We start from the raw sequence: 21,906 nt of genomic DNA, 5'->3' as shown, positions 1-21,906 counted from the left end.
CACCCGGCCGCCTTGGCCACGACGATCATGGCCGAGGAGGATCAGTCTCGGCTGTTGCGCCTTGTGCAGCGCACGCTGGGGTCCGGTTTCAAGCTGGCGTTCGTGGAAGTACTCAACGTTCGTGATCGGAAGGCGATCCTGGACTGGCTCATTTCAGAGCTTCAACCACCCGATTTTCCGGTTCACCCCTATGATATCGGTGCTCTAACCAGAACACGTGGCGTCGAAAGCTTCAATCTGTGGGCGCTACTGCATAAAGAACTGCCGCCGGAAACCGATGACAGGCGGCAAGTGTTGGCCTTGTGGGGCTTTGAGGATGCGATGTACCGGGGACGGACCGACCGCTCACAACTGCTTCAGCAGATCAATGTGCAGCGAGATATTCTCGTTCGCGACTATCCGTGCTTGTGGCTGGTGTTCGTCCATCCTGAATCGCGACAGCAATGGTGGTCCATAGCACCGGATTTCTGCGACCTTGCATCGTTCTGGGCCGAAGCGCCTGCGCAGAACCACCAGCGCGGCGAAACAGCGGAGGGTCCGTCGCAACTGGAAAGCGGGCACCGCGAGACGCCGGCAGTCACGAGGGAAGACATACGGGAAGCGCCGCCATTGCTCGTTGCCGCAAACAAGTATCTGCGACTTTCTCAACTCTCGGAGGCGCTTGACGCCGTTCATGCGTACCGCGCGACGGACGGGACACGATCCCACCCCCGTGAGGGCGCCATCGCCGACATGCTGGAGGCCTTGATTCACGCGGGACGAAGTCAGCCGGATGGTGCGATTCGGACCTTGCGGGAGAATGTCATCCCGACATTCGCGCGTTTGGACGAGCCGCGCCTCCGTGCCGTGGCATACAGCCACCTGGCGAATCTACTGCAATGGCGTGGCGAACTGAATGAAGCGCTGCGGATACGGCGGCAGGAGCAACTCCCGACTTTCGAACAAATGGGTGATCGGCACTCGCGCGCCGCAACGATGGCCCAGATTGCGAAGATCCTTCAACTACGCGGAGAAACGGAGGAGGCGCTGCGGATTCATCGGGAGGAAGTACTCCCGGTGTTCGAGCACCTGGGAGATGAGCGATCACGTGCCGTGGTCATGGGCCAGATCGCCGGCATCCTGGAGCAGCGCGGTGAAATAGAAGAAGCTTTGCGCATTCGTCGTGAGGAGGAGTTGCCGGTCTATGAGCGACTCGGCGATGTCTACGCGCGTGCGGTCACACTGGGCCAGATCGCTCGTATCTTGCTGCAACGGGGTGATACGGAGGAAGCGCTACGCGTCTACCGCGAGGAGCAACTGCCTGTTTTTGACCGCGTGGGGGATGTGCGCTCGCGTGCCGTGACGATGGGGATGATCGCCGACATCCTGACGCGAAGGGGCGAAGTGGATGAGGCATTACGCATGCGCCGAGAAGAAGAAATTCCTGTCTATGAGCAGTTGGGAGATGTGCGCGCGCGTGCCTTGGCGATGGGCAAGATCGCTGACATTCTGCAGCAGCGAGGCGAAACTAGCGAGGCGCTGCGAATCTACCGAGAGGAGCTGCTACCCGTATTTGAGCGGCTGGAGGACGTACGCGGGCGTGCAATTACGATGAGTAGAATCGCCGACACTCTGCAGCAGCGAGGCGAAACTAGCGAGGCGCTGCGCATCTACCGAGAGGAGCTGCTTCCTGTATTTGAGCGGCTGGGGGACGTACGCGCGCGCGCGGTGACGATGGGTAAGATCGCCGACGTTCTCCAGCAGCAGGGGGAGACGGAGGAAGCCCTCCGCATCCGACGTGAGGAGCAGCTGCCCGTTTACGAACGGCTGGGCGACGTACACTCGCGTGCCGTGACGATGGGCAAAATCGCTGATGTGTACGAGCATCGGGGACAGTTGGAGGAGACAATTCGTATCCGCCGCGAGGAGGAGCTCCCCGTTTACGAGCGGCTTGGAGACGCACCTTCGCGTGCAATGACCCTGGCCAAGATCGCTCGCAATCTCGACGACTTGGGCGATCATGCAGGCGCGAGAGCAGCGTATGAAGACGCACTGCGTCTGTACGAGCGCATCTATGGGCCGGGTCACGCGACGACACAGGCGGTTCGGCGCAAACTGGAGGCGCTGGGATGAACCCGGCCCGGAGGATACGCCTGTCACCGAACCCCGTGCGAGCGGAACGATCAGATCAGCCCGTGTTGCGCAGGCCGGCGGAGATGCCGTTGATGGTGGCGGCCAGGGCGTAGTTCAGTTCGTCGCCCTCCTCGCCGGCGCGCTTGCGGCGGAGCAGGCTCACCTGGATCAGGCTCAACGGGTCCACGTACGGGTTGCGCAGACGGATGGACCGGGCCAGCACCGGGTTGGTCTGCAGCAGCTGATTCTGCCCCGTGATCCGCAGCACCACCTCCCTCGTCCGCTCGAACTCCTCCACCAGCATCCCAAAGACGCGCTCCCGCAGTTCCTCGTCGGGCACCAGCGCGGCGTAGCGGCGGGCGATGGGGAAGTCGGCCTTGGCCATCCCCATCTCCACGTTGCGGATCAGATCCTCGAACAGCGGAAAGGCCCCCATCAGCTTCCGCAGCAGCGCCTCCTGCTCCGCTCCGCGCGCCGCGTACCGCTCCATCGCGTAGCCCACGCCGAACCACGCGGGAAGCACGTGGCGGCTTTGCATCCACCCGAACACCCAGGGGATGGCGCGCAGGTCGTCGAGCCCACGCGTCTCGCCCCGCCGCGCCGGCCGCGAGCCGATGCGCGCGTGCTCCAGCTCGCCGACGGGCGTGCCCTGCTGAAAGTAGACGAGGATGTCGGGGTTCTCCGCGATCTTTTCGCGATAGAAGCCGAACGCCTCGGCCGACATCTCTTCCATCGCCCGTTCCCAGCGCTCCTCCTGCGCCGGCTCGGGCGCGTCCGTCCGTGCCAGCGCGTCCAGCGACGCGGCCACCATCAGCTCCAGGCTGCGCTCGGCCAGGACGGGGTCGCTGTACTTCCAGTTGAGCACCTCGCCCTGCTCGGTGATCTTGATTTCGCCGTCGAAAGCGCCCGCCGGCTGCGAGGTGATGGCGCGGTGCGTGGGCCCGCCGCCGCGCCCCACCGTGCCGCCGCGGCCGTGAAAGAGCCGCAGGGTGACGCCGCACTCGCGCGCCACCCGGTGAAGCTCACGATGCGCCTTGTAGATCTCCCAGGTGCTGGTGAGCATCCCCCCGTCCTTATTGCTGTCGGAGTAGCCCAGCATCACCTCCTGCCGGCGCCCCCACGAGTCCAGCAGGCGCCCGTAGTCCTCTCGCGTCCACAGCGCCCGGCACACCTCCGGCGCGTTGCGCAGGTCTTCGATGGATTCGAAGAGCGGCACCGGCATCAGCCCGAGATCATCCTCCGTTCCCGCCACCCGCACGCCGCTCGTCTCCGCCAGGCGCACGACGGCCAGCACGTCCTCCACGGAGCGCGCGCCGCTGATGACGTACGTCTGCACGGCTTCCGCGGGATAGGTGCGCTTCAGCTCGGCGACGGCGCGGAAGGTTTCCAGCAGCTGCATGGTTTCGGCGGACGGGGGCGGCGGAAGGGGCGCATCGCCCTCCCCCGCCCCGCCGAACAGCTCGGCCATGGCGCGCTCGTGAAAGCGCGCGTGCTGGCGGATGTCGAGCGTGTGAAGGTGAAAGCCGAACGTCTCCACCTTGCGCAGCAGCGGCCCCAGCAGCAGGCGCGCCGGGCGCTCGCCCCGGTTCTGCACCAGGCTTTCGCGCACCAGCCGCAGGTCTTCGGCGAGCGCGGAAGCGTCGGGATAGGCGTGGGGGGTCTCCGGCTCGTCGCGCGCCGCGCGCAGCCGCCAGCCCACGTAGCCCAGGAAGCGGCGATACGTCTCCGTCGCCGAGCGCGCCTCCGGCGTGGGGTCCAGCGACGGGATGGTCTGCGTGTACCGCTCCAGCGCGCCGGCCAGCTCGGGCGAGACGGGTACCTGGTGGGTGGACGCGCTCAGCCGCTCCGTCAGCGCCTCCAGGTCGGTGACGTAGTAGTCCAGGATGGTCTCGCGGGCCAGGCGCAGGACCTTTCGCGTCACGTCCGGCGTCACGAACGGGTTTCCATCGCGGTCCCCCCCGATCCACGACCCGAACCGTACCACCTGCGGCAGCTCGCGCGGGGGCGGCGCCTGGCCGAAGGCGCGGCGGAAAGCGTCGGCCATCTGGAAGTACAGCGCCGGCAGCGTGGGGATCAGCACGCCGGGGTAGTAGTCCAGCCCCATTTTGGCTTCATCGATTACCGACGGCTGGCGGCGGCGCACCTCGTCCGTCTGCCAGATGGCGGTGATCTCGGCGGCGATGGCGGCTTCGTGCCCGGCGGCCTCGGCGTCGGTCATCGGCAGGCGGTCCAGCTGCTCCAGCGCCTGGGCGATGCGGCGGCGCTTGAAGAGCACCGTGCGCCGCGACACTTCCGTGGGATGCGCCGTGAAGACGGGGATCACGCGGACGCGGGCCAGGTGGCGCAGCACCGTTTCGGCATCGAGGCCGGCGTCGCGCAGGCGCAGCAGGGTGCCGTGAAAGGTGCCCGGCTGCGGCGCCTGGTCCGCATGCAGGGCCGTGGCGCGGCGGCGGCGCTTGCGGTGGTTGGTTTCGGCGAGGTTGGTGAGCTCGAAGTAGATGGAGAACGCCCTGGTCAGCCGGTAGGCGGATTCCACCGGCATTCCGTCCACCACCTGCTCGGCACGCCGCATCGCCTCGTCCACCGGGGCCTCGGCGTCCTCGGCCTCGCGGTGCCTCATCGCCAAGTGGCGAAGCTCCTCGACCGCGGCGTACAGCTCGTCGCCCTCCTGCTCGCGAATCACGTCGCCCAGCAGCGTGCCGAGCGAGCGCACGTCATGGCGAAGCGGGGCCTCCTTGAGCGCCGCCTCGTCCGCCGTCAGCTCCGCCAGCCGCCGCGCCTGGTCCTGCACCGTCCAGAGTGGTTCGTGCGCCATGCTCACCGCCGTGGTGTGTGGATCAGCCTGCCGCGCGTCTTTGCGCGATCCGGGCCGCGGCGCTCGCGTCCCGGCGCGGTGGATCGGCGATCGGGGGATGCGGACCGGGGCCGCGGCGGCTATTCTGGGCTCGCGATCCCCGGCGCGTCTCCGCGCTCCGTCTCGCCCACAGACGTTACAATCCCCCGGAATCCATGCGTCGCTCCCTGCTCGCCGCGGCCTCGCTCGCCGCCCTGTTCGCCGCCACGCCCGCCGCCGCGCAGGCCACCGTGACGGGCAACCTGGCCCTGAACAGCGCCTACTTCTGGCGCGGGATCACCTTTTCGAACCGTTCCGTGGTGCAGGGCGACGTCTCGCTCGCCGTCCCCGTGCTGGGCGGTTCGCTCGCAGGCGGCGCGTGGGCCAACTACGAGCCGGGCACCTATGCCTACCCGCGGGACATCAGCATGAACGCCGCCGACGGACCCGACATCACCGAGGTGGACCTGTGGGCCGAGTACGGCTACGACTTCGGAGCGACCACGCTGGCGGCGGGAGTGCTGGCGTTCCGCTTTCCCAACGAGAACGGCTTCACCGACGACCTCAACACCACCGAGCTCTATGGCCGGCTGTCGGTAGAGGGCCCGCTCTCGCCCTCGTTGACCATCTACCGCGACGTCGACAAGGTCATCGGCACCTACGCCGAGGGCTCCGTCTCGCAATCCGTGAACGTGTTCGAGTGGACCACCGTGACGCTGGGGGCCCTGGCCGGCGCCAGCTGGGGGCACACGCCCGAGGGGTTCGACAACGCGAACTTCGCGCGCGACGGGCTGACCCACGTGGACCTGTCGGTTTCGGTGCCGCTCACCTCGGGCCGGGCGGCCATCACGCCAACCGCACACGTGGTGCTGGGCAGCGATCCCGTGACCCGCATCACCGAGCCGGACAAGGAGTCCGGGGTCAAGGCGTGGGTCGGGGTGCGGGTGACCTGGGGAGCCATGCTGAGCCGCCCCGCGGACTGACCTCGGGATGAAGAGCGATGCCACACCGCCCGTAAAGCTGCGTCTGCTCGTTCCAGCGGCGGCGGTAGCCGTGGCGGCCACACCATCGGCAGCGTACGCGAGTGATTTCACGGGCACTTTACCATTCACGGGACTTCCCGTGATGGCGGTTGCTTCCCTGGGCTACGGGCTGCTCGCCTGGAATACGCGCAAGAGCCGGGGCCAGCACATCGTGGCCTGCATCCTGTTCGTACCGCTTGCCCTTTTCGGAGCTCTGTGCGCGGCGGATGGTCTCGAGAACTTCAAGATGGACCGTCAACATCCCTATCGGACCTCGGTCATCCAGGGCACCTGCCTGTACTACGCCGTCACGACCCTGTGTTTTGTGTGCTTCTGCGCGATGGTCTTTCGATGGTGGAGAGACACCCACCGGAATACCGAGTAGCGGGGCAGCGGCAGGGGAACCGGAACGCCACCGCGGCTGGACGCACCATGAATACCATGCAGCTTTTTGATACAGCGCACCTGAGGTACGCACGAAACGAACGCGGCGCACGGGTCGCTAGGTGCCGACCGTGCGCCGCGTTGGATGATAGTGGAGCGTATCGGGTTCGAACCGATGACCTTCCGCTTGCAAAGCGGATGCTCTCCCAACTGAGCTAACGCCCCGTGCCGAAAAAATAACGGAGTCGCGCAAGAACTTCAACCGGGGGACGAACCCGGCGCGGCGCCGGGTTCGCCCCCGCATCCGGCCGCCGGTCAGGCCGGGGTGTAGCTGTAGCAGTCGGTGTGGGTGTTGCCGTCGTTGTCGGTCACCTTCAGCGTCCCCTGTACCTCTCTGCTGCACGTTTCGTATGCACGCAGCGCCGTCACGTAGTACGTGCTGCTGGTCGATACGACCGTGCCGCCCTCCTTCCACTCGTACGCCACGATGGTTCCGTCGGAATCGGTGGACTCCCACGCATCGAACCGATAGTTGTGCACGCAGGCGCCGGGGCCGCAGTACGCGGTGCCCAGCACCGTCAGGTTTACCTGCGAGGTGGGCGCAACCAGAAGGCTCGGAGCGCTCGCGGCGGCGCTGGCCATCGGCGCCGAGTCGCAGGCCGCGGCCACCGACAATGCCGCGGCGGCCAGTGCAACGAAGATACGGGGGCGGAACATGGGAAACTCCATCGAACGGGTGAGAATCGGCCCCCTTCAGCGGGGAAGTACACGTGCTACCGATCGGCAGATCGATTAGTTCCCTAGTGTCGGAAAACGATTACATCGTAAACACGGCCACCTCACCATTCCCTGACGCATCATCACACAAGTGATCATGTATAATACGTTTTACGGCGCCTAATGTAACATTCCTACCATTTGCTATCCGCAACGAGCATTGCCCCGCCTGCCGGCTCCGGGGCTGAGCCCATCCCCCCGGGACTGAGCCGCGTGACGCCCCACGGGTTGCCGCAAGGCGCTCGACAGCCCAAATTTGCAAGGTTGCGGACGTTCCGTCGCGGCCCGGTGTACGTCCGGGTCCTTACGATCCTGATCCATCCCGCGGGTACTCGATGATTCCCTCGCTGCTGACGCGCACGATCGAAAAGCTGCCGCCGGAGGTGCGCCTTCAGGGCCGCGTGCTCTTCCTGGTAGACGACCCCGAGCTCATCCGCCGGCAGCTGGCCGGCGAAGACGTGGAGCTTACGGACGAGGTGCGCGCCACCCTGCGCGACAACATCTCGACCGACGAGATCACCCCGGCGTACATCTGCTACTACTTCGACGAAACGCTGGGCGAGTTCCCGTACCTGGGGCTCAAGGCCGGCGCCGAGTTCCCCATCAAGCAGGGCAGCGTGCGGCAGGGCGGGTTCGTGGCCTCGGTCAGCGGCACGCGCCGGGGCAAGGGCAGCTCGCGCGAGCAGAGCCCCTACGCCGAGATGATGGCCGGCATCAAGGTGGTGATCGCCGAGAACATCGAGCGCATCTACCGCGAGAACTGCCAGAACCTGGGAGTGCTCACGTCCACCAACTTCGAGCTGGTGGAGCGCATCCGCCGCGGCGACACCATTCCGCTGACCGAGTTCACCGACGGCGCCGACGAGATCACCCGCGGCATCATCGAGCACGGCGGATTGTTCAACTACAACGTGGCGCGGCTGCAGGGCACGGTGCGCACGCCGGCCATCTCCTGCCACCACGGCCAGCCCGGCGACGCCCCGGCGTCCACCGACGCGGCCGACGTGCGGGCCATGCGCGGCAGCGGCGAGGGCAACCTTCCCGGGCCGGGGCCGGACACGGGCGTGGACTACGCCGCCGCCCAGTTCGTGGCTACGTCCACCTCCAACGTGGAATCCGACAGCGTGGGCGCCCCCGACGGCACCCGCCACCGCGGCCGCCGGCCGATGACCATCGCCGAAAAGATCTTCGCCCGCCACTGGGTGACGGACCTTTCCAGGGGCGACATCGGCGTGCAGTGGGTGCAGCCGGGCGACTCGGGCTTCGTGCAGACGGACATCCGCTTCTCGCACGAGTACGTCACCCCCATGTCGGCCATCTTCTTCGAGTCGCTGGTGGGGCCGGAAGAGCGGGTGGTGGAGCCGGAGAGCATCCTCTTCTTCCGCGACCACCTCACCTTCCTCAAGGACGCCATGCCCCCCGAGCGCGTGCAGCTCGGCCTGCTGGACGTGGCCAACCAGCTGGAGGTGAAGCAGCGGCAGTTCGCGGAAAAGCAGGGCGTGCGCCTGTACGGCGAGCTGGGGCACGGCAAGCACGGCTCCGAGGCCATCTGCCACAGCAAGATCCTCGAGGCGTACGCGCTTCCCGGGCACATCATCATCGGCTCCGACAGCCACACGCCGCACGCGGGCGCCGTGGGGTGCGTGGCGTTCGGCGTGGGCACCACGGCCATCTTCAACTCGTGGATCACCAAGGACGTACGGGTGGAGGTGCCGCGCTCGTTCAAGGTGATCGTCAACGGGCAGAAGCCGGAGAACGTGTCGGCCAAGGACTTCATGCTCGAGATCCTTCGCCACCCGTACATCAAGGACGGGCACGCCATCGGCCAGATCATCGAGTACGCCGGCCCCGCGGTGGAGTCGCTGTCGGTCGACGAGCGCGCCACCATGACGAACATGGCCGCCGAGGTGGGCGCCTTCACCGGCATCGTGGCGCCCGACCACAAGACGGTGGACTACCTGGTGGAGCAGCGCGGGATGGACCGCGCCGAGGCCGAGCGGCTGATCGACGGGCTGTTCAGCGACGAGGGCGCCGAGTACGTGAAGGTGATCGAGATCGACGCGTCGGCGCTGCAGCCGATGATCGCGCTCCCCGGCGACCCCGGCAACGGGATGTACGTGGAGGAGCTGGGCGAGGACGTGCGCATCGACATCGCCTACGCGGGAAGCTGCACGGCCGGCAAGAAGGAAGACATGGACATGTACGCCCGCGTGCTGCGCGAGTACCGGGAGCGCGGGGTGCAAAAGCCCGAGCACGTGCAGCTGTACATCCAGTGCGGCTCGCAGGAGGTGTACGCCTACTGCCAGGAACTGGGCTACGACCGGCTCTTCAGCGAGGTGGGCGCCACCTTCATCGAGCCGTCGTGCGGGGCGTGCATCAACGCCGGCCCGGGGGTCAGCCGCAAGCCCACCGACGTTACCATCAGCGCCATCAACCGCAACTTCCCCGGGCGCTCGGGCCCCGGGCAGCTGTACCTGGCCTCGCCCTACACCGTGGCGGCCAGCGCCATGGAGGGGCGCATCGTGGCCTGGGAACCGCAGCCGGAGCCCGCGGGCGTCTGAACCCGACACCGGTGGAATAAATGGCGGGGGAGCACGGAATTTCTGTGCTCCCCCGCTGCTTTTCGGCCACAGGTGCGACGAGTTTCTGGACGCCCTTGACGGCGTTCCCTCTGTTCACTATCGTTGAGGAGGATCGCAGCGGCATACAGCCTCAACCCCGGAACGCAACGATGAGCCGCCCCGAACGGATGACACGCTGGTTCATGTTCAGCGTCCTGGTTTCGCTGGTGCCGTTCGCCGTCAGCTTCCTGACCCGTGCGCTCGGGCGCGAGCCCGTTCCGGTGGTGCTGATCACCGCCGATGGGGGGCTGCTGCTGACCTGCACGGCAATCGCGGCGGGCGCGTTCGGCGAACTGATCCCGGGTGGCCGCGAGCACCCGGTGGCGCGGTTGGTCGCGGGAGGGGTGTGCATGATCCTGATCCTGGCGGCGTCGTTCTACTTCGCCGCGATCAAGGCCACCGCCGATCCCAACCCGGCGGCCATCTTCACGACGTCACTGCAAGTTCTCGCCGGAACGATCCTCGTAGGCGCCGGCTGCGTTTACCTTGCTCACGCGGAGGTACAGAAATGCTGATCGACGACTTGGTCGGGTACGGAAGCATCGCCGCGGGACTCCTCAGCGTCGCGGTCGTGGCCTGGGAGACGCGCGCCACGCGCCACCGAATCGCGCGTGACGTGATCACGATCACCATCACCGACGCGGCGGGCCGGCGCGAGCGGATGGTCGCGCACTCCGGCAAGGGCGCCAAGGAGCTGCTTCGCGACGTGGAGCGGGCCGTTCACACGGAGTGACTTCGGCGCGGGAGCAGATGCACGAAGGGGAGCCGCACCCGCGGCTCCCCTTCGCTTTTCCCCGATGTTTCCCGGGATTACACCGGCTCGGGCACCAGGCGCGCCATGTCGTTCTCCACCCGCGCCAGCTCCTGCGCAAAGCCCAGCTCGCGGTAGATCTCGCGCGCGGCTTCCAGGTACGCGCGCCCTTCTTCGTCGCGGGCGCACGCCAGGTGAAAGCGGCCGTTTCCGTGAAGGATGGCCGCCTCCGTCTTGCGCGGCAGGGCGCGCTCGTGGCACACGCGCAGCGCCTGCTCGTAGAACACGAACCCCTCGTCGTCGCACCGTTCGCGGGCAATGGAGCCCAGCAGCGAGTACACGTCCACCAGGTCGGTAATGAGCCGCTGGACGATGGCGATCTCCTCCGCACGGCGGGCCTCGTCCTCGGACTCCAGCAGCCGGCCCTGCCGCAGCAGCGACTCGCCCAGGTTCACGCGGAGCGTCAACTCCCAGCGGCCCTCCGACTCGGGCAGCGCCTCGCGGAACACGGCCTCGGCACCGGCCACGTCGCCGTGCTCCAGCAGCAGAAGGCCGCGGTTGTTCAGCCAGTACAGGTGGCCGCCTGGCACGCCGCCCGCCTCGATGTGCTCGCGGGCCCGGCCCAGCAGCCGCTCGGCCTCGGCCAGGTTGCCCTCCAGCATGGTGAGCACCGACAGGTTGGCGTACAGCGGCCAGTCCAGCTCGGGGGCGTTCAGCCCGGCCGCCATCTCCAGCCCCGCCTCCCACCAGCGGCGTGCCTCGTCCCGCTCGCCGCGGTCGTCGCACACGTTGCCTAGGCCCTGCAAGGCGATCACCTGGCCCACGGCATCCATCCCGTCCAGCGCCAGCTGATGGCTCTGCTCGTACCACACCCGCGCCTCGTCCAGCCGCCCGGCGGTCCGCGCGGTGCGGCCCAGCCGCCGCAGGGCCACCGCGTGGCTGTCCTTGGCGCGCAGGTCGCGGGCAATGTCCAGCGCCTGGCGGTACACGCGCTCGGCCTTGTCCAGCCGGCCTTCGGCCTCTTCCAGCTCGCCGGCCCGGATCAGCAGGGCGGCGGCCGCGGCCGGGTTCCCCGCCTGCTGCTCGCGGATGGCGTCGAGCACCAGCCCGAACAGCTCGCGCAGGCGTTCCTGGTTCCGATCCAGGAGCACCTGCATGAGCTTTTCCACGCGGTCGGTGTCCACGACGCGCTTGCCCACGGTGGCGTACCCGCCCGAGCGCGCCCAGACCTTGTCGGCGTCCACCCGCGAACCGACGATCAGCGCGTCGCTCAACGGCAGGAACTCCTCGTAGTCGGGAACGAGCGCCAGCGCGCGCTCCACCAGCAGGTGGGGCGGAGACAGCTTGCTCATCTGGAGCGCGGAACCGTTCAGGGCGCCCTGCCTCAGCCGCCGGCCAGCAGGTACTTGCCACCGTACAGGCTGAAGTGCGGCGTGGTGCCCGACAGTGCGGTGCCTGCCGCGTTCACGCTTCCGCCCAGCGAGGTCCACGCGCCGTTCTCCCAGCGCGCCACCTCGATGCCGCCGCCGTTCCACAGGACGCCGGTGAGCGGAAAGCTCAGGGTGACGGGCGCGTTGAACTGCACGCCGTGCGGGCCGAACTCGGCGACGAGGCGCTTGGCCAGCAGCGCGTCGGCGGGCAGGTCGATGGTGACCGTGGTGTCGGCCGGGAGCGCGCCCGCGGGGATGTCGACGCGGAAGCCGTTCAGCTCCACGAAGCCGCCCTGCGCCGCGATGATGCGCTTTTGGGCGTGGCGCGATCCCAGCAGGCTGGGCGTGCCCGCGAACTGCAGCAGGCCGTTGACGCTGACGGTTCCGGCAAGCGACTCCGCGGCGGGTGCCGGGGTCGAGAGCATGGGCTGCGAAGAATCAGAGCACCCGGCCAGCGCGAACAGGGCGGCGGCAAGGGCGAGCGTGCGGCGAGCGGTCACGGATGGCTCCTGTCGGTGGATGCGGATCGGAGATGGAGCCTGGCTTTAGCACGGGCCGTGCCGGGGAACAAGATCACGTATCTCCGCGTAATTGCTGGACTTGCGGCTATCGATCCAGCCGCGCGATCCACCAGCCTGCACAAAAAGAGGGCAAGGCTCACCAAAAAGCGGGGTCCCTCCCCAATCAAGGCGAGGTCACGCCCGGACCGCGTCCTCCAGGCCGTACTCCCGGATCTTGCGCGTGAGCGTGTTCCGGTGAAAGCCGAGCACCTCCGACGCGCGCCCCAGGTGGCCGCGCACCAGGCGCAGCACCTCGCGGATGTGCAGCGCCTCCACCTGCTCCATCGACATCTCCGGCGCGTAGCCCGGCAGGGGCGAGGCGTTCTCGGGGGCGGGGGCGCCGGTGTGGCTGCGAAGCTGGTCCAGGGGAAGGTGCTCGGGAAGCAGAACGGGGCCGCGGGCCAGGAGCACGGCGCGCTCCAGCACGTTCTTCAGCTCGCGGACGTTGCCGGGCCACGGGTGGCGCTGCAGAAGGTCCATCACCGTGCGGCTGACGCCGCGCAGGGGACGCCCGTAGCGCACGGCGTAGCGGGCGACGAAGAACCGGATCAGCAGGTCCAGGTCGGTGCCGCGGTCCGCCAGCCGGGGCAGGTTCAGCGTCACCACGGCCAGGCGAAAGTACAGGTCCTCGCGAAAGGCCCCTTCGGCGATGGCCGAGCGCAGGTCGCGGTGCGTGGCGGCGACCACGCGAACGTCCACGGGAATGCGCCCTTCCCCGCCCACCCGCTCGATCTCCCGCTCCTGGAGCGCCCGCAGGATCTTGCTCTGCAGGGGCAGCGACATGTCGCCGATCTCGTCCAGGAACAGCGTGCCGCCGTGCGCCCGCTCGAAGCGCCCCACCTTGCGGGCGATGGCGCCGGTGAAGGCGCCCTTCTCGTGGCCGAAGAGCTCCGACTCCAGCAGGTTTTCGGGGATGGCCGCGCAGTTGATGGCCACGAACGGGCCCGACGAGCGGGGACTGTTGCGGTGGAGGGCGCGCGCCACCAGCTCCTTGCCCGTTCCGCTCTGCCCCAGCACCAGCACCGTGGCCGCGCTCCCGGCCACCCGGCCCACCATGCGGAACACCTCCAGCATGGGCGGGCTGGCGCCGATGGCCGTCTCCTCGTCGTCGGCCGGGGCATCGGCGGGGGGAAGCGGGACCACGTCCTCGCCGGCGAACACCTCGCGCAGCAGCGCGGCGAGCTCGTCGGCGTTCACGGGCGTGGCGATCAGCCCCAGCACCCCCAGGCGCGAAGATTCCACCATCGCCTGCATGGTGGGGCGCGACGAGGTGAGCACCACCGAATTCGGCTGCACGCCGGATTCGGCCAGCCGGGAGACCAGCGCCAGGTCCGCCGCCTCGAAGTCCAGCGAGAGAAGCACCGCGTCCCATTTCCTGCCGCGCAGCATCTCCAGCCCCTCGCCCAGCGATGCCGCCGCGCGCACCTCCGTACGCGCGCCTGCCGCCTCTCGGGCGGCGGCGAGCGTCTCGGGCGCGGCATCGACGACGAGAAAAGAAGGCAAGGGCACCGCCGGGCGGATGCGCAGGGTGAGACGGGGGATTGCCCATAATGCGCGTTTCCGCAAAATGGTGCAACGGTGAAGAGGGCGAACCAGGGTACCGGGGCGGAGAAGGGTGCACCAAGAGCCCCGGAATGCGGCGAGTGCGTGGAGCGGCACCGGATCGTTCCGGCGCGCCCCACGCACTCGAACCTCGTCCCCTCCCGGCGGGCTACCGCGGCGCTTCTGCTCCGCGGCAGCCGAGGATGCCCGTGGTCAGGGCCTGACGGCCTGGACCGCCGCGTAGGCGTCCAGGTAGCCCGCGCCCACCTCCCACTGCGCGTAGCCGGGCATCGGCTTCGCGGTCGCGCGGATCGCCTGGTACGCTTGGTCGGGCGTCAGGTTGCCGCCGGCGGCCTGCTCCAGCAGGGCGATCGCGCCGGCAACGTGCGGGGCCGCCATCGAAGTGCCGTCGATGCAGGTGTAGAACACCTCCAGCCCGTCCGGAATCTGGCAGGTGGTCAGGTCGTCGGGCGCGGCCGTTCCGTTGATCACCACGCCGAGCGCCGCGCGGGTCGACACGATGTTCACGCCGGGCGCCACCACGTCGGGGTGATACAGCGCGTCACCCGGAACGCCGCGCGACGAGAAGTCGGCCAGCAGGTTGGCGCGGCCGTCCACGCACTGCGCCTCCGAGTTGGTGGGGTCCGGCGAAACCGTCTTGCAGCCGGCGGCGACGGAAATCACCCACGGCGCCGCGCTGTAGGGGTTCAGCGTATTCTCGGCGGGACCCTCGTTGCCCGCGGCGAACACCACCGCGATCCCGCGGTCGTACACCCGCTTCGTGGCCACGTTGACGGGGTCCGCCGGATCGAACACGCCCGAGCCGCCCCACGAGTTGTTCACCACCTGGATGTTGTAGGCGGCCTGGTTGTCGAGGATGTAGTCGAAGCCGGCCAGGGTGAACAGCACGAACAGCACGTCGCCCGCGCCCACGCCGATCAGGTTGGCTTCCGGAGCCACGCCGGTGTACTTGCCGCCGGACGCGGTGCCGTCGCCCGCGGCGGTTCCGGCCACGTGCGTGCCGTGGCCCACGCTGGTCTCGCTGTTGGGCACGTTGTCCAGGTACAGGTCGCTGGCCAGCGGGGCCTGCCCCTCGCCGAAGAGCGCCAGGTCGCGCCAGCCGGCCACGATCTTCACGTTCTTCACGGTGCGCGACGGGTACTTCAGGTCCGGGCTGAACAGGCCGTCGATGCCGCTGTCCAGGATCGCCACGCCCACGCCCTTGCCGGTGTAGCCTTCCACGTGCGCCACGTCCGCCCGGATGCTGCGCAGGCTCTCGGACATCTGGTACCGCAGCTGCTTGTTGGCGAACAGCGAAATGACCCCCGGATGCGCCGAGATCCCCGTGATCTGCACCGGAGTGGCGACCGCGTACACGATGGGAAGGTGCTCGAAGCGGATGATTCCCGCGCCCGACCGGGTCAGCGCGCGCGCCACGGCGTCGGCCGTGGTCACGGCGGGATCGAAGGTCACCAGCACTTCCAGCTGCTGCGCCGGGCTGGCCATGTTCAGCAGGTTCCTGAGCACGGGGTCTACGCGCACGGCGGGCCGGATGCCCAGCAGGGAGGCCGGCGTGCCGGTCTCCAGCGTAAGGGGCGCCTGCCCATCCTGGCAGGCGGCGGCCAGCATCACGCTGGCGGCGACGGCGATCATCCGCTTCATCAGGCGTTCTCCGGTACGGGGCGTTCGATGCACGAGGGGTTCGTGTCCGGCGCCGGCAAAGGCAAGCACGGGTCCAGGCCCCCACTCGAAATCCACCGCATTGCGCCACCGTCGAAAAGCTGGAAAAAGCACGTCCGGCCGGCCTGGCCGGGGCGAGTCCCGCGCGACTGCACTCCTGCCCCAACCTCCTGCAGTCGAATCATTGCGGCGACGTGTCAGTCGCAGCGGCCCTCCCGGCGCGGCTGGTTGGCCAAGAGCCTTTCCACGGGATTTCACCGCGCGGCCACGAGGGTCATGGATGAGCACGGAAACAGGGTATTCACTATTTAGGTGCAGAACGCTTCCCTTTTGGTGAAGGATATCACCAAATAAGGGAAGTCGGCGAAAGCGGGCGCTCGCGACCGCCTCCCCAGCCACCTCGTGCGTGCCGCAGTGTCGCGCCCCCGGAAAAGAGACAGCCCCGGCTCTTCCGCGAAGAGCCGGGGCTGCTTACCGCGATCAGGCCGGAGGCCCTTGCTGGCTCAGGCGTTCCGGTCGATGCAGAGCTGCTGCACGTTGGGGTTGTTCAGCTCCGCCGAGGGGTTCGGCATCGTCACGTCGACGGGCGGGGGCGAGGCCCGGGATCAATACGGGCCGGAGACGTATGCGGCCCAGCGCGCGTCCTGGCCCGTATCCTCCAGGGCGTGGGCCAGCGCCACGGCCACGTGTTCCGGAGTGGTGGACGGATGCGCCCGAAGTGCGTCGCGCAGCTGCGCCGCGGTCAGGAACGAGTGCGAGGCGAACACCACGAGGTGGCGAAAGCCCGCCGCGGGCGGGGCGGGCGTGCCCGCCTGGTGGCTTCCGCAGGCTTGGCGCCCCAGGCCGGTGCTTCGGTCGCCGGGCTCGTCCATGCAAACCCTGCGCGTATGGACGGTCCCCGGGCCGGGAGGGCCAAACGAGAGCGGGTTCGCACCGAAGTCGATGCGGTGGCGCCCCCGCGGCAGCGGCTCGCGCCCGCGCGTATCGTTCGGGTACACCAGGCGTGCGCCGTCGGTCGCCACCTCGATGACCGAGATGTGCGCGGGATGCGCCACCGACACGGTCGCGCGGCGGCTGCTCACCTTTTCCAGCCGGGGCGCCAGCGGCTCGTACGGTCCGAGCACGTGCGCGGCCGATTCCGGGCTTGCCGCGCAGGCGGCGAGAGCGGCCGTCCCTACGAGAAGCCGCGCGGCGCGTGCAAGCGGCATCCAAGCGGGGGAGGTGGTCATGGATGTGGATCTCTGGATGAACGAATGCCCTGGGAAACCGGTCGGTCTTCCAGGGCATTGTCGTACATCAGGCCGTCCGGATCAAGCGTTCCGGTCGATGCACAGGTTCGTGCCCTGGGGGATCGAGGGGTTGTTGGCCTCGGACTGCGGCACGGGGAAGTTCACGTCCGACCCGTAGGTGCCGCCCTCGGCATAGTTGCCCACGGGGAATACCGTCTCCTGCGCCCGGCCGTACTGGCGAACCAGCCGGCGCAGGTCGCCCAGGCGGTGCCCCGTGCCGAACATCCAGAAGGCACGCTCGCGGAACAGCTGGTTCACGCGGCCCGCCGGAGTGCCCGGGTCCGTCAGCGGGGCCAGCCCGGTCACGGTGGCCCGCAGGGCATTGAGGATGGGCAGGGCGTTTCCGTTGGCGCCCATGCTGTAGGCGGCCTCGGCCTCGATCAGGCGCGCCTCGATGCCGTTGGCGACGGCGATCGGGTCCCCCCGGTTGGGCCACTTCAGCTGCACGTAGTAAGGCGTCGTGGTCAGCGTGTTGAATGGCTTGGTGTTCGTCACTCCCACCGCTTTGCACGCCACGTCACCGCCGCGGCAGACGGGAAGCCGCGGGTCGTTGGCGGTCGCGAAGTTCAGGCCGTTGCCGCCTTCGTTGTCGCCCACCGCGTACCGGCCCGAGTTGTTGTTCATCAGCCAGTTGACGTTGTCACGCGTGGTCTGCGAGTGCTGGTGTGCGTACGCGAAGCTGGTGGGCACCGCGCTCACCGCGGCCGCCGCCTGGGCAAAGCTGCCCTGGTTCAGCAGGATGCGCCCGCGAAGCACCATGATGGCGTTGCGCACGCGGATCGAGTTGGCGTCGGTGCCGGTGCTCAGCGCCAGCCCCGAGTCGGCGTGCGCCAGAGCGCGGGCAAAGGTCTCGGCGGTCGTCGCCTGGCCGCCGAACTGCTCGGCCCCGTCCACGACGGTGCTGAAGGCCACCCCGCTGCAGAAGTACTCGCCGAGCATGTTTTCGACGAAGCCCTGCACGAAGTACATCTCGGCGATCTGCCACGCCGGGGCCGCCGGCGCGTACTGCCGCAGCGCCACGACGGCCTGGGCGGCAGACAGCCGCGCGCGGTGCGCGTTGCGCAGGGCGTTGTCCACGCCGGAGTTGCTCGCATCCATCGAGCGCGAGTCCACCTGCAGGCGCTGGGCGAAGGTGTCGCCGGTACGCCACTCGTCGGCCAGCTGGCCGCTCCACACGAACAGCGTTTCGGTGAAGGTGCCGCCGCTGCTCCCCGTGGTGGTGCCGATGAAGCGCGACAGGGCGCCCAGCCGCACCGCCTCGGCGCCGGCCGGGCTGGCGACGTCGCCGGGGTTGATGATGTCCGGGTCCGTTACCGTAAGGAGCTCCTCGGTTTCACACCCCGCCAGGGGGAGGCTCGCCGCGAGGGCGAGCATCCCCAGGGTGGCGCGAATCCGGGCGCTGCTCCTGGAAAGCATGTTCTTCATGTTCAATTCCCAGTAGAGGTCAGCCGTGCTGGTTGATTACAGGCCCAGGTTCAGACGCAGCGTGATGTACGTTGGCGGCGGCTGCGACTGGAAGTCGCTGACGACGTCGGTTCCGTAGCCCGTCTCGGGGTCCACGCCCGGGTAGTCCGACCACAGCTTCAGGTTGCGGGCGGATACCGTCGCGCTTAGCGAACGGCTGCCCACGCGGCGCGCCCAGCCCTCGGGAGCGCTCACGTTCAGGGCAAGCTCGCGGAAGCGGAAGAACGAGTTGTCGACGATGTAGCCGGCCTGGCTGTTCCCCAGCGCGGCGCTCCGCAGCGCGATGGCCGCGGCCTGCTCCTCCAGCGGCGCAGTCGGGTCCAGGGCGCCGCGGCAGTTGCCGCGGTTCTGGCAGCGGATGCGCTCCGTGCCGTACAGCTGCTTGGAGCCGCCCTTGTAGTCGAACATCGCGACCAGCCGGATGGTGCGGTTCGCGAAATCGAACCCGTTGGTGAACGCGACCTCGTGTCGGGGAATCGAGTACCCCATGAACACGGCCGTGTCACCCACCACGACCTCCTCCACCCCAAGGATGCCGTCGGAGTTCTTGTCCTCGAAGCTCACGATCGGGCGCTGCCACCAGCCGTTGATCGGGTAGCCCTCGATCTGCCGGATGGTCGCGCCGATGATCGGCGGAACCTCGCCCAGGTCTTCCAGCTCGTTGGAGTTGGTGGAGCCGTTCAGCGTCACGTCCCACCCGAACGCCCTGCGCTGCACCAGCTGCGCGTTGACCAGGGCCTCGTATCCCCAGTTGCGTACGGCGCCCAGGTTCTCGAACCGCGAGGTCGAGCCGGTGCCCAGGGAGGGCGGCAGCACGCGGTCGATCAGCGCGTCGGCCGAGCGCTTGTCGTAGTACGTGAACTCGGCGTTCACGCGGTTGTTCAGGAACGTGCCGTCCACACCCAGCTCGAGCTCCTCGGAGCGCTCGGGCCTCAGGTTGAGGTTGCCCAGCGAGGTGAACACCACGCCCGGCAGCTCCGAAGCGTCGACGCGCACCTGCGTCGCGCCCAGGTACTGCACGGCGTCGATCGTACCCGGCTGTACGCCGCTGGCGCCCCAGGCCGCGCGGAACCGAAGCTCGTCGAGCGTGCCGCCGAAGTTGGGGAACCAGCGCTCTGCCGAGATCACGTACGAGGCGGCCAGCTTGGGATAGTACACCGTCTCGAAGTCCGCGCCGAACGCGCTGTTGCGGTCCGAGCGCAGGCCGGCCGTGACGAACAGGCGGTCACCGAAGGTCAGGTTCTCCTCGATGAAGGCGCCGAACGTCCGCGACTCCGAGGTGCTCTCCGACGCGAACAGGGTGGCCGCCGAGGTGATCTGCGTGCCGCCCGGCGGAAGGTTCTCGCCGTACGACCCGTTGCGGTCGAACACGTCCTGGTAGAACTGGGCACCCACGGTGGTGCGGGTCTGCAACCAGCTGAGCGGCTGGAATTCCGCGCTCATCGAGCCGTCCAGCGAGCCGGTGTGGAAGGTGGTGCGGTTGTCGCGCTTGAAGCCCTGGCGGTAGGTGCTGAAGTTGGGGCACTCGCCGCGGCGGCAGATCTCCTCGTCCACCCGGCTGGTGAAGTCGATGCCCGCGTTGGTGCGCGCGGTCAGCCACTCCAGGGGGCGGTAGTTGCCGGTGATGGACCCGATGAAGCGGTCGATGTCCTGCGTGGTGGCCAACTGGAAGATGTCGCCCGGCGCGTAGGCACGGTATCCGAACAGGCTGTCGCCGGCGGCGTTGGTGTTCGCCCCCGAGCCCGGTCCACCGTACGCGTTCGAGCCCAGGCCCACCGCGTTGTTCTCGTGCTGCGGCAGCCGCAGGTTCTGGTGCGTGAAGGCCGTGCTGATGGCCACGTCGGCCTTGGGCGAGAACGTAAGGTTCAGGTTCGCGCGTCCCGAAAGGCGCTCCAGCGCGTTGGGCCGCACCCACTCGTCGCGAAGGGCCACGCCCTGCAGCCGAAGGCGGTCCTGCTCGAACGAAGGCATGCGCAGCACGCCGGTCTCCTGCTCGCGCTCGCCCGAAACGAAGTAGCGCATGGCCTCGGTGCCGCCGCTGACCTGAATGCCGTACTGCTGGCGGCTGCCGCGGGCGTAGGGCGTGGCGCGCGGGTTCGCGAACAGGTTGTAGCTGGTGACGCTGTCCTGCGTGCATGCGGCGCGCGCGCGGTCGGCCAGGAAGCACTGGCTGCCGCCCGAGGGCGTGGTGGGCGTGAAGCCCGTGCTGCGCGTGTAGGCGCGGTAGGCCGCGGGGTACTCGTTGCGGTCTTCCAGGATGCCCTGCTCGGTGTACAGGTTCCACTGGGGCCGGCCCGCGCGCCCGCGCTTGGTGCGGATCACGATCACCCCGTTGGCGGCGTCGGTTCCATACAGCGTTGCCGCCGACGGCCCCTTCACCACCTCCATGCTCTCGATCTCCTCGGGGTTGATGTCGCCGAGGCGGCTGGGCAGCTGTCCGCCCGTGGAGATGCTGCCCGACTCCCTCGCGCTCTGCATGCGCACGCCGTCGATGATGTAGATGGGGTCGTTCGACAGCGAGAGCGAGCTGGTGCCGCGCACGCGCACGCGCGCGCCGGTGCCCGTCATCCCGCCGGGAAGCACCTGCACGCCCGGCGCGCGCGCCGTGAGCAGGTCGGTCATGTTGGCGACGGGACGCTCTTCGACGATGGTGGCCGCGTTCACCTGGGTGACCGCGTTGCCCACTTCCACGCGGCGGCGCTCGCCGGTGGCCGTGGCCACGATCTCGGCCAGCTGAACCGCGGCGGCCTGCAGCTGAAAGCTCACGGTGGCGGTGCCGCCCGTCGGCACCATGACGGTGCGGGCCTGCTCCGCGTACCCCACGCGCTGAGCCTGAACGGTAACGTTGCGCCCGGTGGGAACGCCCCGCAGGGTGAACTGGCCCGACACGTCCGTCGACGTCCGGACGCTGGTGCCTACCACGTTCACCTGCACCGCGGCGAGCGGTTCGCCCGAGCTCTCGGTGACGCGGCCCGTAATGGTGCCGCCCGCCTGGGCCGCAAGCTGCGGCGCGCCCAGGCCGCCGAGCAGGCTGACGGCTGCCACCGCCAGCCACCGACAAGTTTTCCGGATCATACGCTCTCCGCATGAGGAGGGTGATGGAACCAGCCCGCCGCCTGGAGGCGGCCGCAAGCTGGCGGCGCGGACCCCGTGGTCCGCGGTTCTGGCTTTGGCGCGCATGCCTCCGGGGGCACCCGCCAAACATTTGATATCAACCAGCGTCGGCTACGGACGGCCAGGTCCAGAGCAAGACACTCAGCGATGACGTAAGTGTGTGAGGGAATAGGAGGATACGAAGATCGCCGTTCGATGTCAATCACATCTACCCACCGGGTACAGCCGGGGGCCGCGGCACACGGTCACCGTATACTGGCGATTGCGGAGGAGCCCGGCAATGATGTTCGTTGCGGACGCCTCGAGGGTCGCGCGCCGGCTCGCCGC

At 68.5% G+C, this 21,906-nt stretch carries 15 protein-coding genes and 1 tRNA gene; 6 read left to right on the top strand and 10 right to left on the bottom strand.

The features are described 5' to 3' along the window. The first annotated feature begins 12 nt into the window (after nucleotides 1–12). Nucleotides 13–2,112, top strand: a complete 2,100-nt coding sequence (locus tag VF632_RS19865) for a tetratricopeptide repeat protein (protein WP_331024654.1) — start codon at nucleotides 13–15, stop codon at nucleotides 2,110–2,112. Between the two features lie 55 nt (nucleotides 2,113–2,167). Here the strand turns inward: VF632_RS19865 and VF632_RS19860 are convergent, their stop codons facing one another. Then, nucleotides 2,168–4,927, bottom strand: a complete 2,760-nt coding sequence (locus VF632_RS19860) for a phosphoenolpyruvate carboxylase (protein ID WP_331024653.1) — start codon at nucleotides 4,925–4,927, stop codon at nucleotides 2,168–2,170. Nucleotides 4,928–5,121: 194 nt separating this feature from the next. Here VF632_RS19860 and VF632_RS19855 point away from each other — a divergent pair, with 194 nt between their 5' ends. Both VF632_RS19855 and VF632_RS19850 read left to right on the top strand, forming a co-directional pair. Further along, the gene (locus VF632_RS19855) at nucleotides 5,122–5,928 is read left to right on the top strand and encodes a TorF family putative porin (protein WP_331024652.1); all 807 of its coding nucleotides are present in this window, start codon (nucleotides 5,122–5,124) and stop codon (nucleotides 5,926–5,928) included. 7 nt (nucleotides 5,929–5,935) lie between these two features. Then, the gene (locus tag VF632_RS19850; RefSeq protein ID WP_331024651.1) at nucleotides 5,936–6,352 is read left to right on the top strand and encodes a hypothetical protein; all 417 of its coding nucleotides are present in this window, start codon (nucleotides 5,936–5,938) and stop codon (nucleotides 6,350–6,352) included. 151 nt (nucleotides 6,353–6,503) lie between these two features. Here VF632_RS19850 and VF632_RS19845 read toward each other — a convergent pair. Beyond that, nucleotides 6,504–6,576 (bottom strand) — tRNA-Ala (locus tag VF632_RS19845). Nucleotides 6,577–6,666: 90 nt separating this feature from the next. Continuing rightward, nucleotides 6,667–7,068: a hypothetical protein gene (locus tag VF632_RS19840; RefSeq protein ID WP_331024650.1), complete on the bottom strand. Its 402-nt coding sequence runs from the start codon at nucleotides 7,066–7,068 to the stop codon at nucleotides 6,667–6,669. Nucleotides 7,069–7,463: 395 nt separating this feature from the next. On the opposite strand from VF632_RS19840, the gene VF632_RS19835 reads away from it, so the two are divergent. The 3 genes from VF632_RS19835 (at nucleotide 7,464) to VF632_RS19825 (ending at nucleotide 10,482) form a co-directional block, all read left to right on the top strand. After that, nucleotides 7,464–9,689 (top strand): aconitase family protein, encoded by a 2,226-nt coding sequence (locus tag VF632_RS19835; protein WP_331024649.1) that lies wholly within the window; start codon nucleotides 7,464–7,466, stop codon nucleotides 9,687–9,689. A 170-nt stretch (nucleotides 9,690–9,859) separates the two neighbouring features. Beyond that, the gene (locus tag VF632_RS19830; RefSeq protein ID WP_331024648.1) at nucleotides 9,860–10,264 is read left to right on the top strand and encodes a hypothetical protein; all 405 of its coding nucleotides are present in this window, start codon (nucleotides 9,860–9,862) and stop codon (nucleotides 10,262–10,264) included. Next, on the top strand, nucleotides 10,258–10,482 hold the full coding sequence (locus VF632_RS19825; protein ID WP_331024647.1) for a hypothetical protein: 225 nt from the start codon (nucleotides 10,258–10,260) through the stop codon (nucleotides 10,480–10,482). The genes VF632_RS19830 and VF632_RS19825 overlap by 7 nt, the downstream gene beginning before the upstream one ends. Before the next feature lie 77 nt (nucleotides 10,483–10,559). Here VF632_RS19825 and VF632_RS19820 read toward each other — a convergent pair whose 3' ends face one another. The 7 genes from VF632_RS19820 to VF632_RS19790 all read right to left on the bottom strand — a co-directional run bounded on the left by VF632_RS19820 (nucleotide 10,560) and on the right by VF632_RS19790 (nucleotide 21,540). Further along, nucleotides 10,560–11,852 carry a tetratricopeptide repeat protein gene (locus VF632_RS19820; RefSeq protein WP_331024646.1) on the bottom strand — a complete coding sequence of 431 codons (1,293 nt, stop codon included), beginning with the start codon at nucleotides 11,850–11,852 and terminating at the stop codon, nucleotides 10,560–10,562. 32 nt (nucleotides 11,853–11,884) lie between these two features. Further along, entirely contained in the window at nucleotides 11,885–12,430 is a 546-nt protein-coding gene (locus VF632_RS19815; protein ID WP_331024645.1) for a hypothetical protein, read from the bottom strand. Between the two features lie 195 nt (nucleotides 12,431–12,625). Then, nucleotides 12,626–13,993 carry a sigma-54 dependent transcriptional regulator gene (locus VF632_RS19810; RefSeq protein WP_331024644.1) on the bottom strand — a complete coding sequence of 456 codons (1,368 nt, stop codon included), beginning with the start codon at nucleotides 13,991–13,993 and terminating at the stop codon, nucleotides 12,626–12,628. 252 nt (nucleotides 13,994–14,245) lie between these two features. After that, nucleotides 14,246–15,694: a S8 family serine peptidase gene (locus VF632_RS19805; RefSeq protein WP_331024643.1), complete on the bottom strand. Its 1,449-nt coding sequence runs from the start codon at nucleotides 15,692–15,694 to the stop codon at nucleotides 14,246–14,248. A 623-nt stretch (nucleotides 15,695–16,317) separates the two neighbouring features. Next, nucleotides 16,318–16,920: a hypothetical protein gene (locus VF632_RS19800; protein ID WP_331024642.1), complete on the bottom strand. Its 603-nt coding sequence runs from the start codon at nucleotides 16,918–16,920 to the stop codon at nucleotides 16,318–16,320. Nucleotides 16,921–17,022: 102 nt separating this feature from the next. After that, nucleotides 17,023–18,426 carry a RagB/SusD family nutrient uptake outer membrane protein gene (locus tag VF632_RS19795; protein ID WP_331024641.1) on the bottom strand — a complete coding sequence of 468 codons (1,404 nt, stop codon included), beginning with the start codon at nucleotides 18,424–18,426 and terminating at the stop codon, nucleotides 17,023–17,025. Between the two features lie 36 nt (nucleotides 18,427–18,462). Continuing rightward, complete coding sequence (locus VF632_RS19790) at nucleotides 18,463–21,540, bottom strand: SusC/RagA family TonB-linked outer membrane protein (protein ID WP_331024640.1); 3,078 nt, start codon at nucleotides 21,538–21,540, stop codon at nucleotides 18,463–18,465. Nucleotides 21,541–21,906 lie beyond the last annotated feature (366 nt).

Origin of the sequence: Longimicrobium sp., assembly GCF_036388275.1 — a bacterium.
Taxonomy (GTDB): Bacteria; Gemmatimonadota; Gemmatimonadetes; order Longimicrobiales; family Longimicrobiaceae; genus Longimicrobium.
Note: the sequence above shows the minus strand (reverse complement) of the source record. Positions and strands in the feature narration are given on the sequence as shown.

Bases quoted from the DNA above. Each gene is read 5' to 3' on its own strand.
- VF632_RS19850 (WP_331024651.1), top strand. From the start codon at position 5,936: ATGAAGAGCGATGCCACACCGCCCGTAAAGCTGCGTCTGCTCGTTCCA.
- VF632_RS19795 (WP_331024641.1), bottom strand. From the start codon at position 18,426: ATGAAGAACATGCTTTCCAGGAGCAGCGCCCGGATTCGCGCCACCCTG.
- VF632_RS19820 (WP_331024646.1), bottom strand. From the start codon at position 11,852: ATGAGCAAGCTGTCTCCGCCCCACCTGCTGGTGGAGCGCGCGCTGGCG.
- VF632_RS19835 (WP_331024649.1), top strand. From the start codon at position 7,464: ATGATTCCCTCGCTGCTGACGCGCACGATCGAAAAGCTGCCGCCGGAG.
- VF632_RS19855 (WP_331024652.1), top strand. From the start codon at position 5,122: ATGCGTCGCTCCCTGCTCGCCGCGGCCTCGCTCGCCGCCCTGTTCGCC.
- VF632_RS19790 (WP_331024640.1), bottom strand. From the start codon at position 21,540: ATGATCCGGAAAACTTGTCGGTGGCTGGCGGTGGCAGCCGTCAGCCTG.
- VF632_RS19805 (WP_331024643.1), bottom strand. From the start codon at position 15,694: ATGAAGCGGATGATCGCCGTCGCCGCCAGCGTGATGCTGGCCGCCGCC.
- VF632_RS19840 (WP_331024650.1), bottom strand. From the start codon at position 7,068: ATGTTCCGCCCCCGTATCTTCGTTGCACTGGCCGCCGCGGCATTGTCG.
- VF632_RS19830 (WP_331024648.1), top strand. From the start codon at position 9,860: ATGAGCCGCCCCGAACGGATGACACGCTGGTTCATGTTCAGCGTCCTG.
- VF632_RS19800 (WP_331024642.1), bottom strand. From the start codon at position 16,920: ATGCCGCTTGCACGCGCCGCGCGGCTTCTCGTAGGGACGGCCGCTCTC.
- VF632_RS19860 (WP_331024653.1), bottom strand. From the start codon at position 4,927: ATGGCGCACGAACCACTCTGGACGGTGCAGGACCAGGCGCGGCGGCTG.
- VF632_RS19825 (WP_331024647.1), top strand. From the start codon at position 10,258: ATGCTGATCGACGACTTGGTCGGGTACGGAAGCATCGCCGCGGGACTC.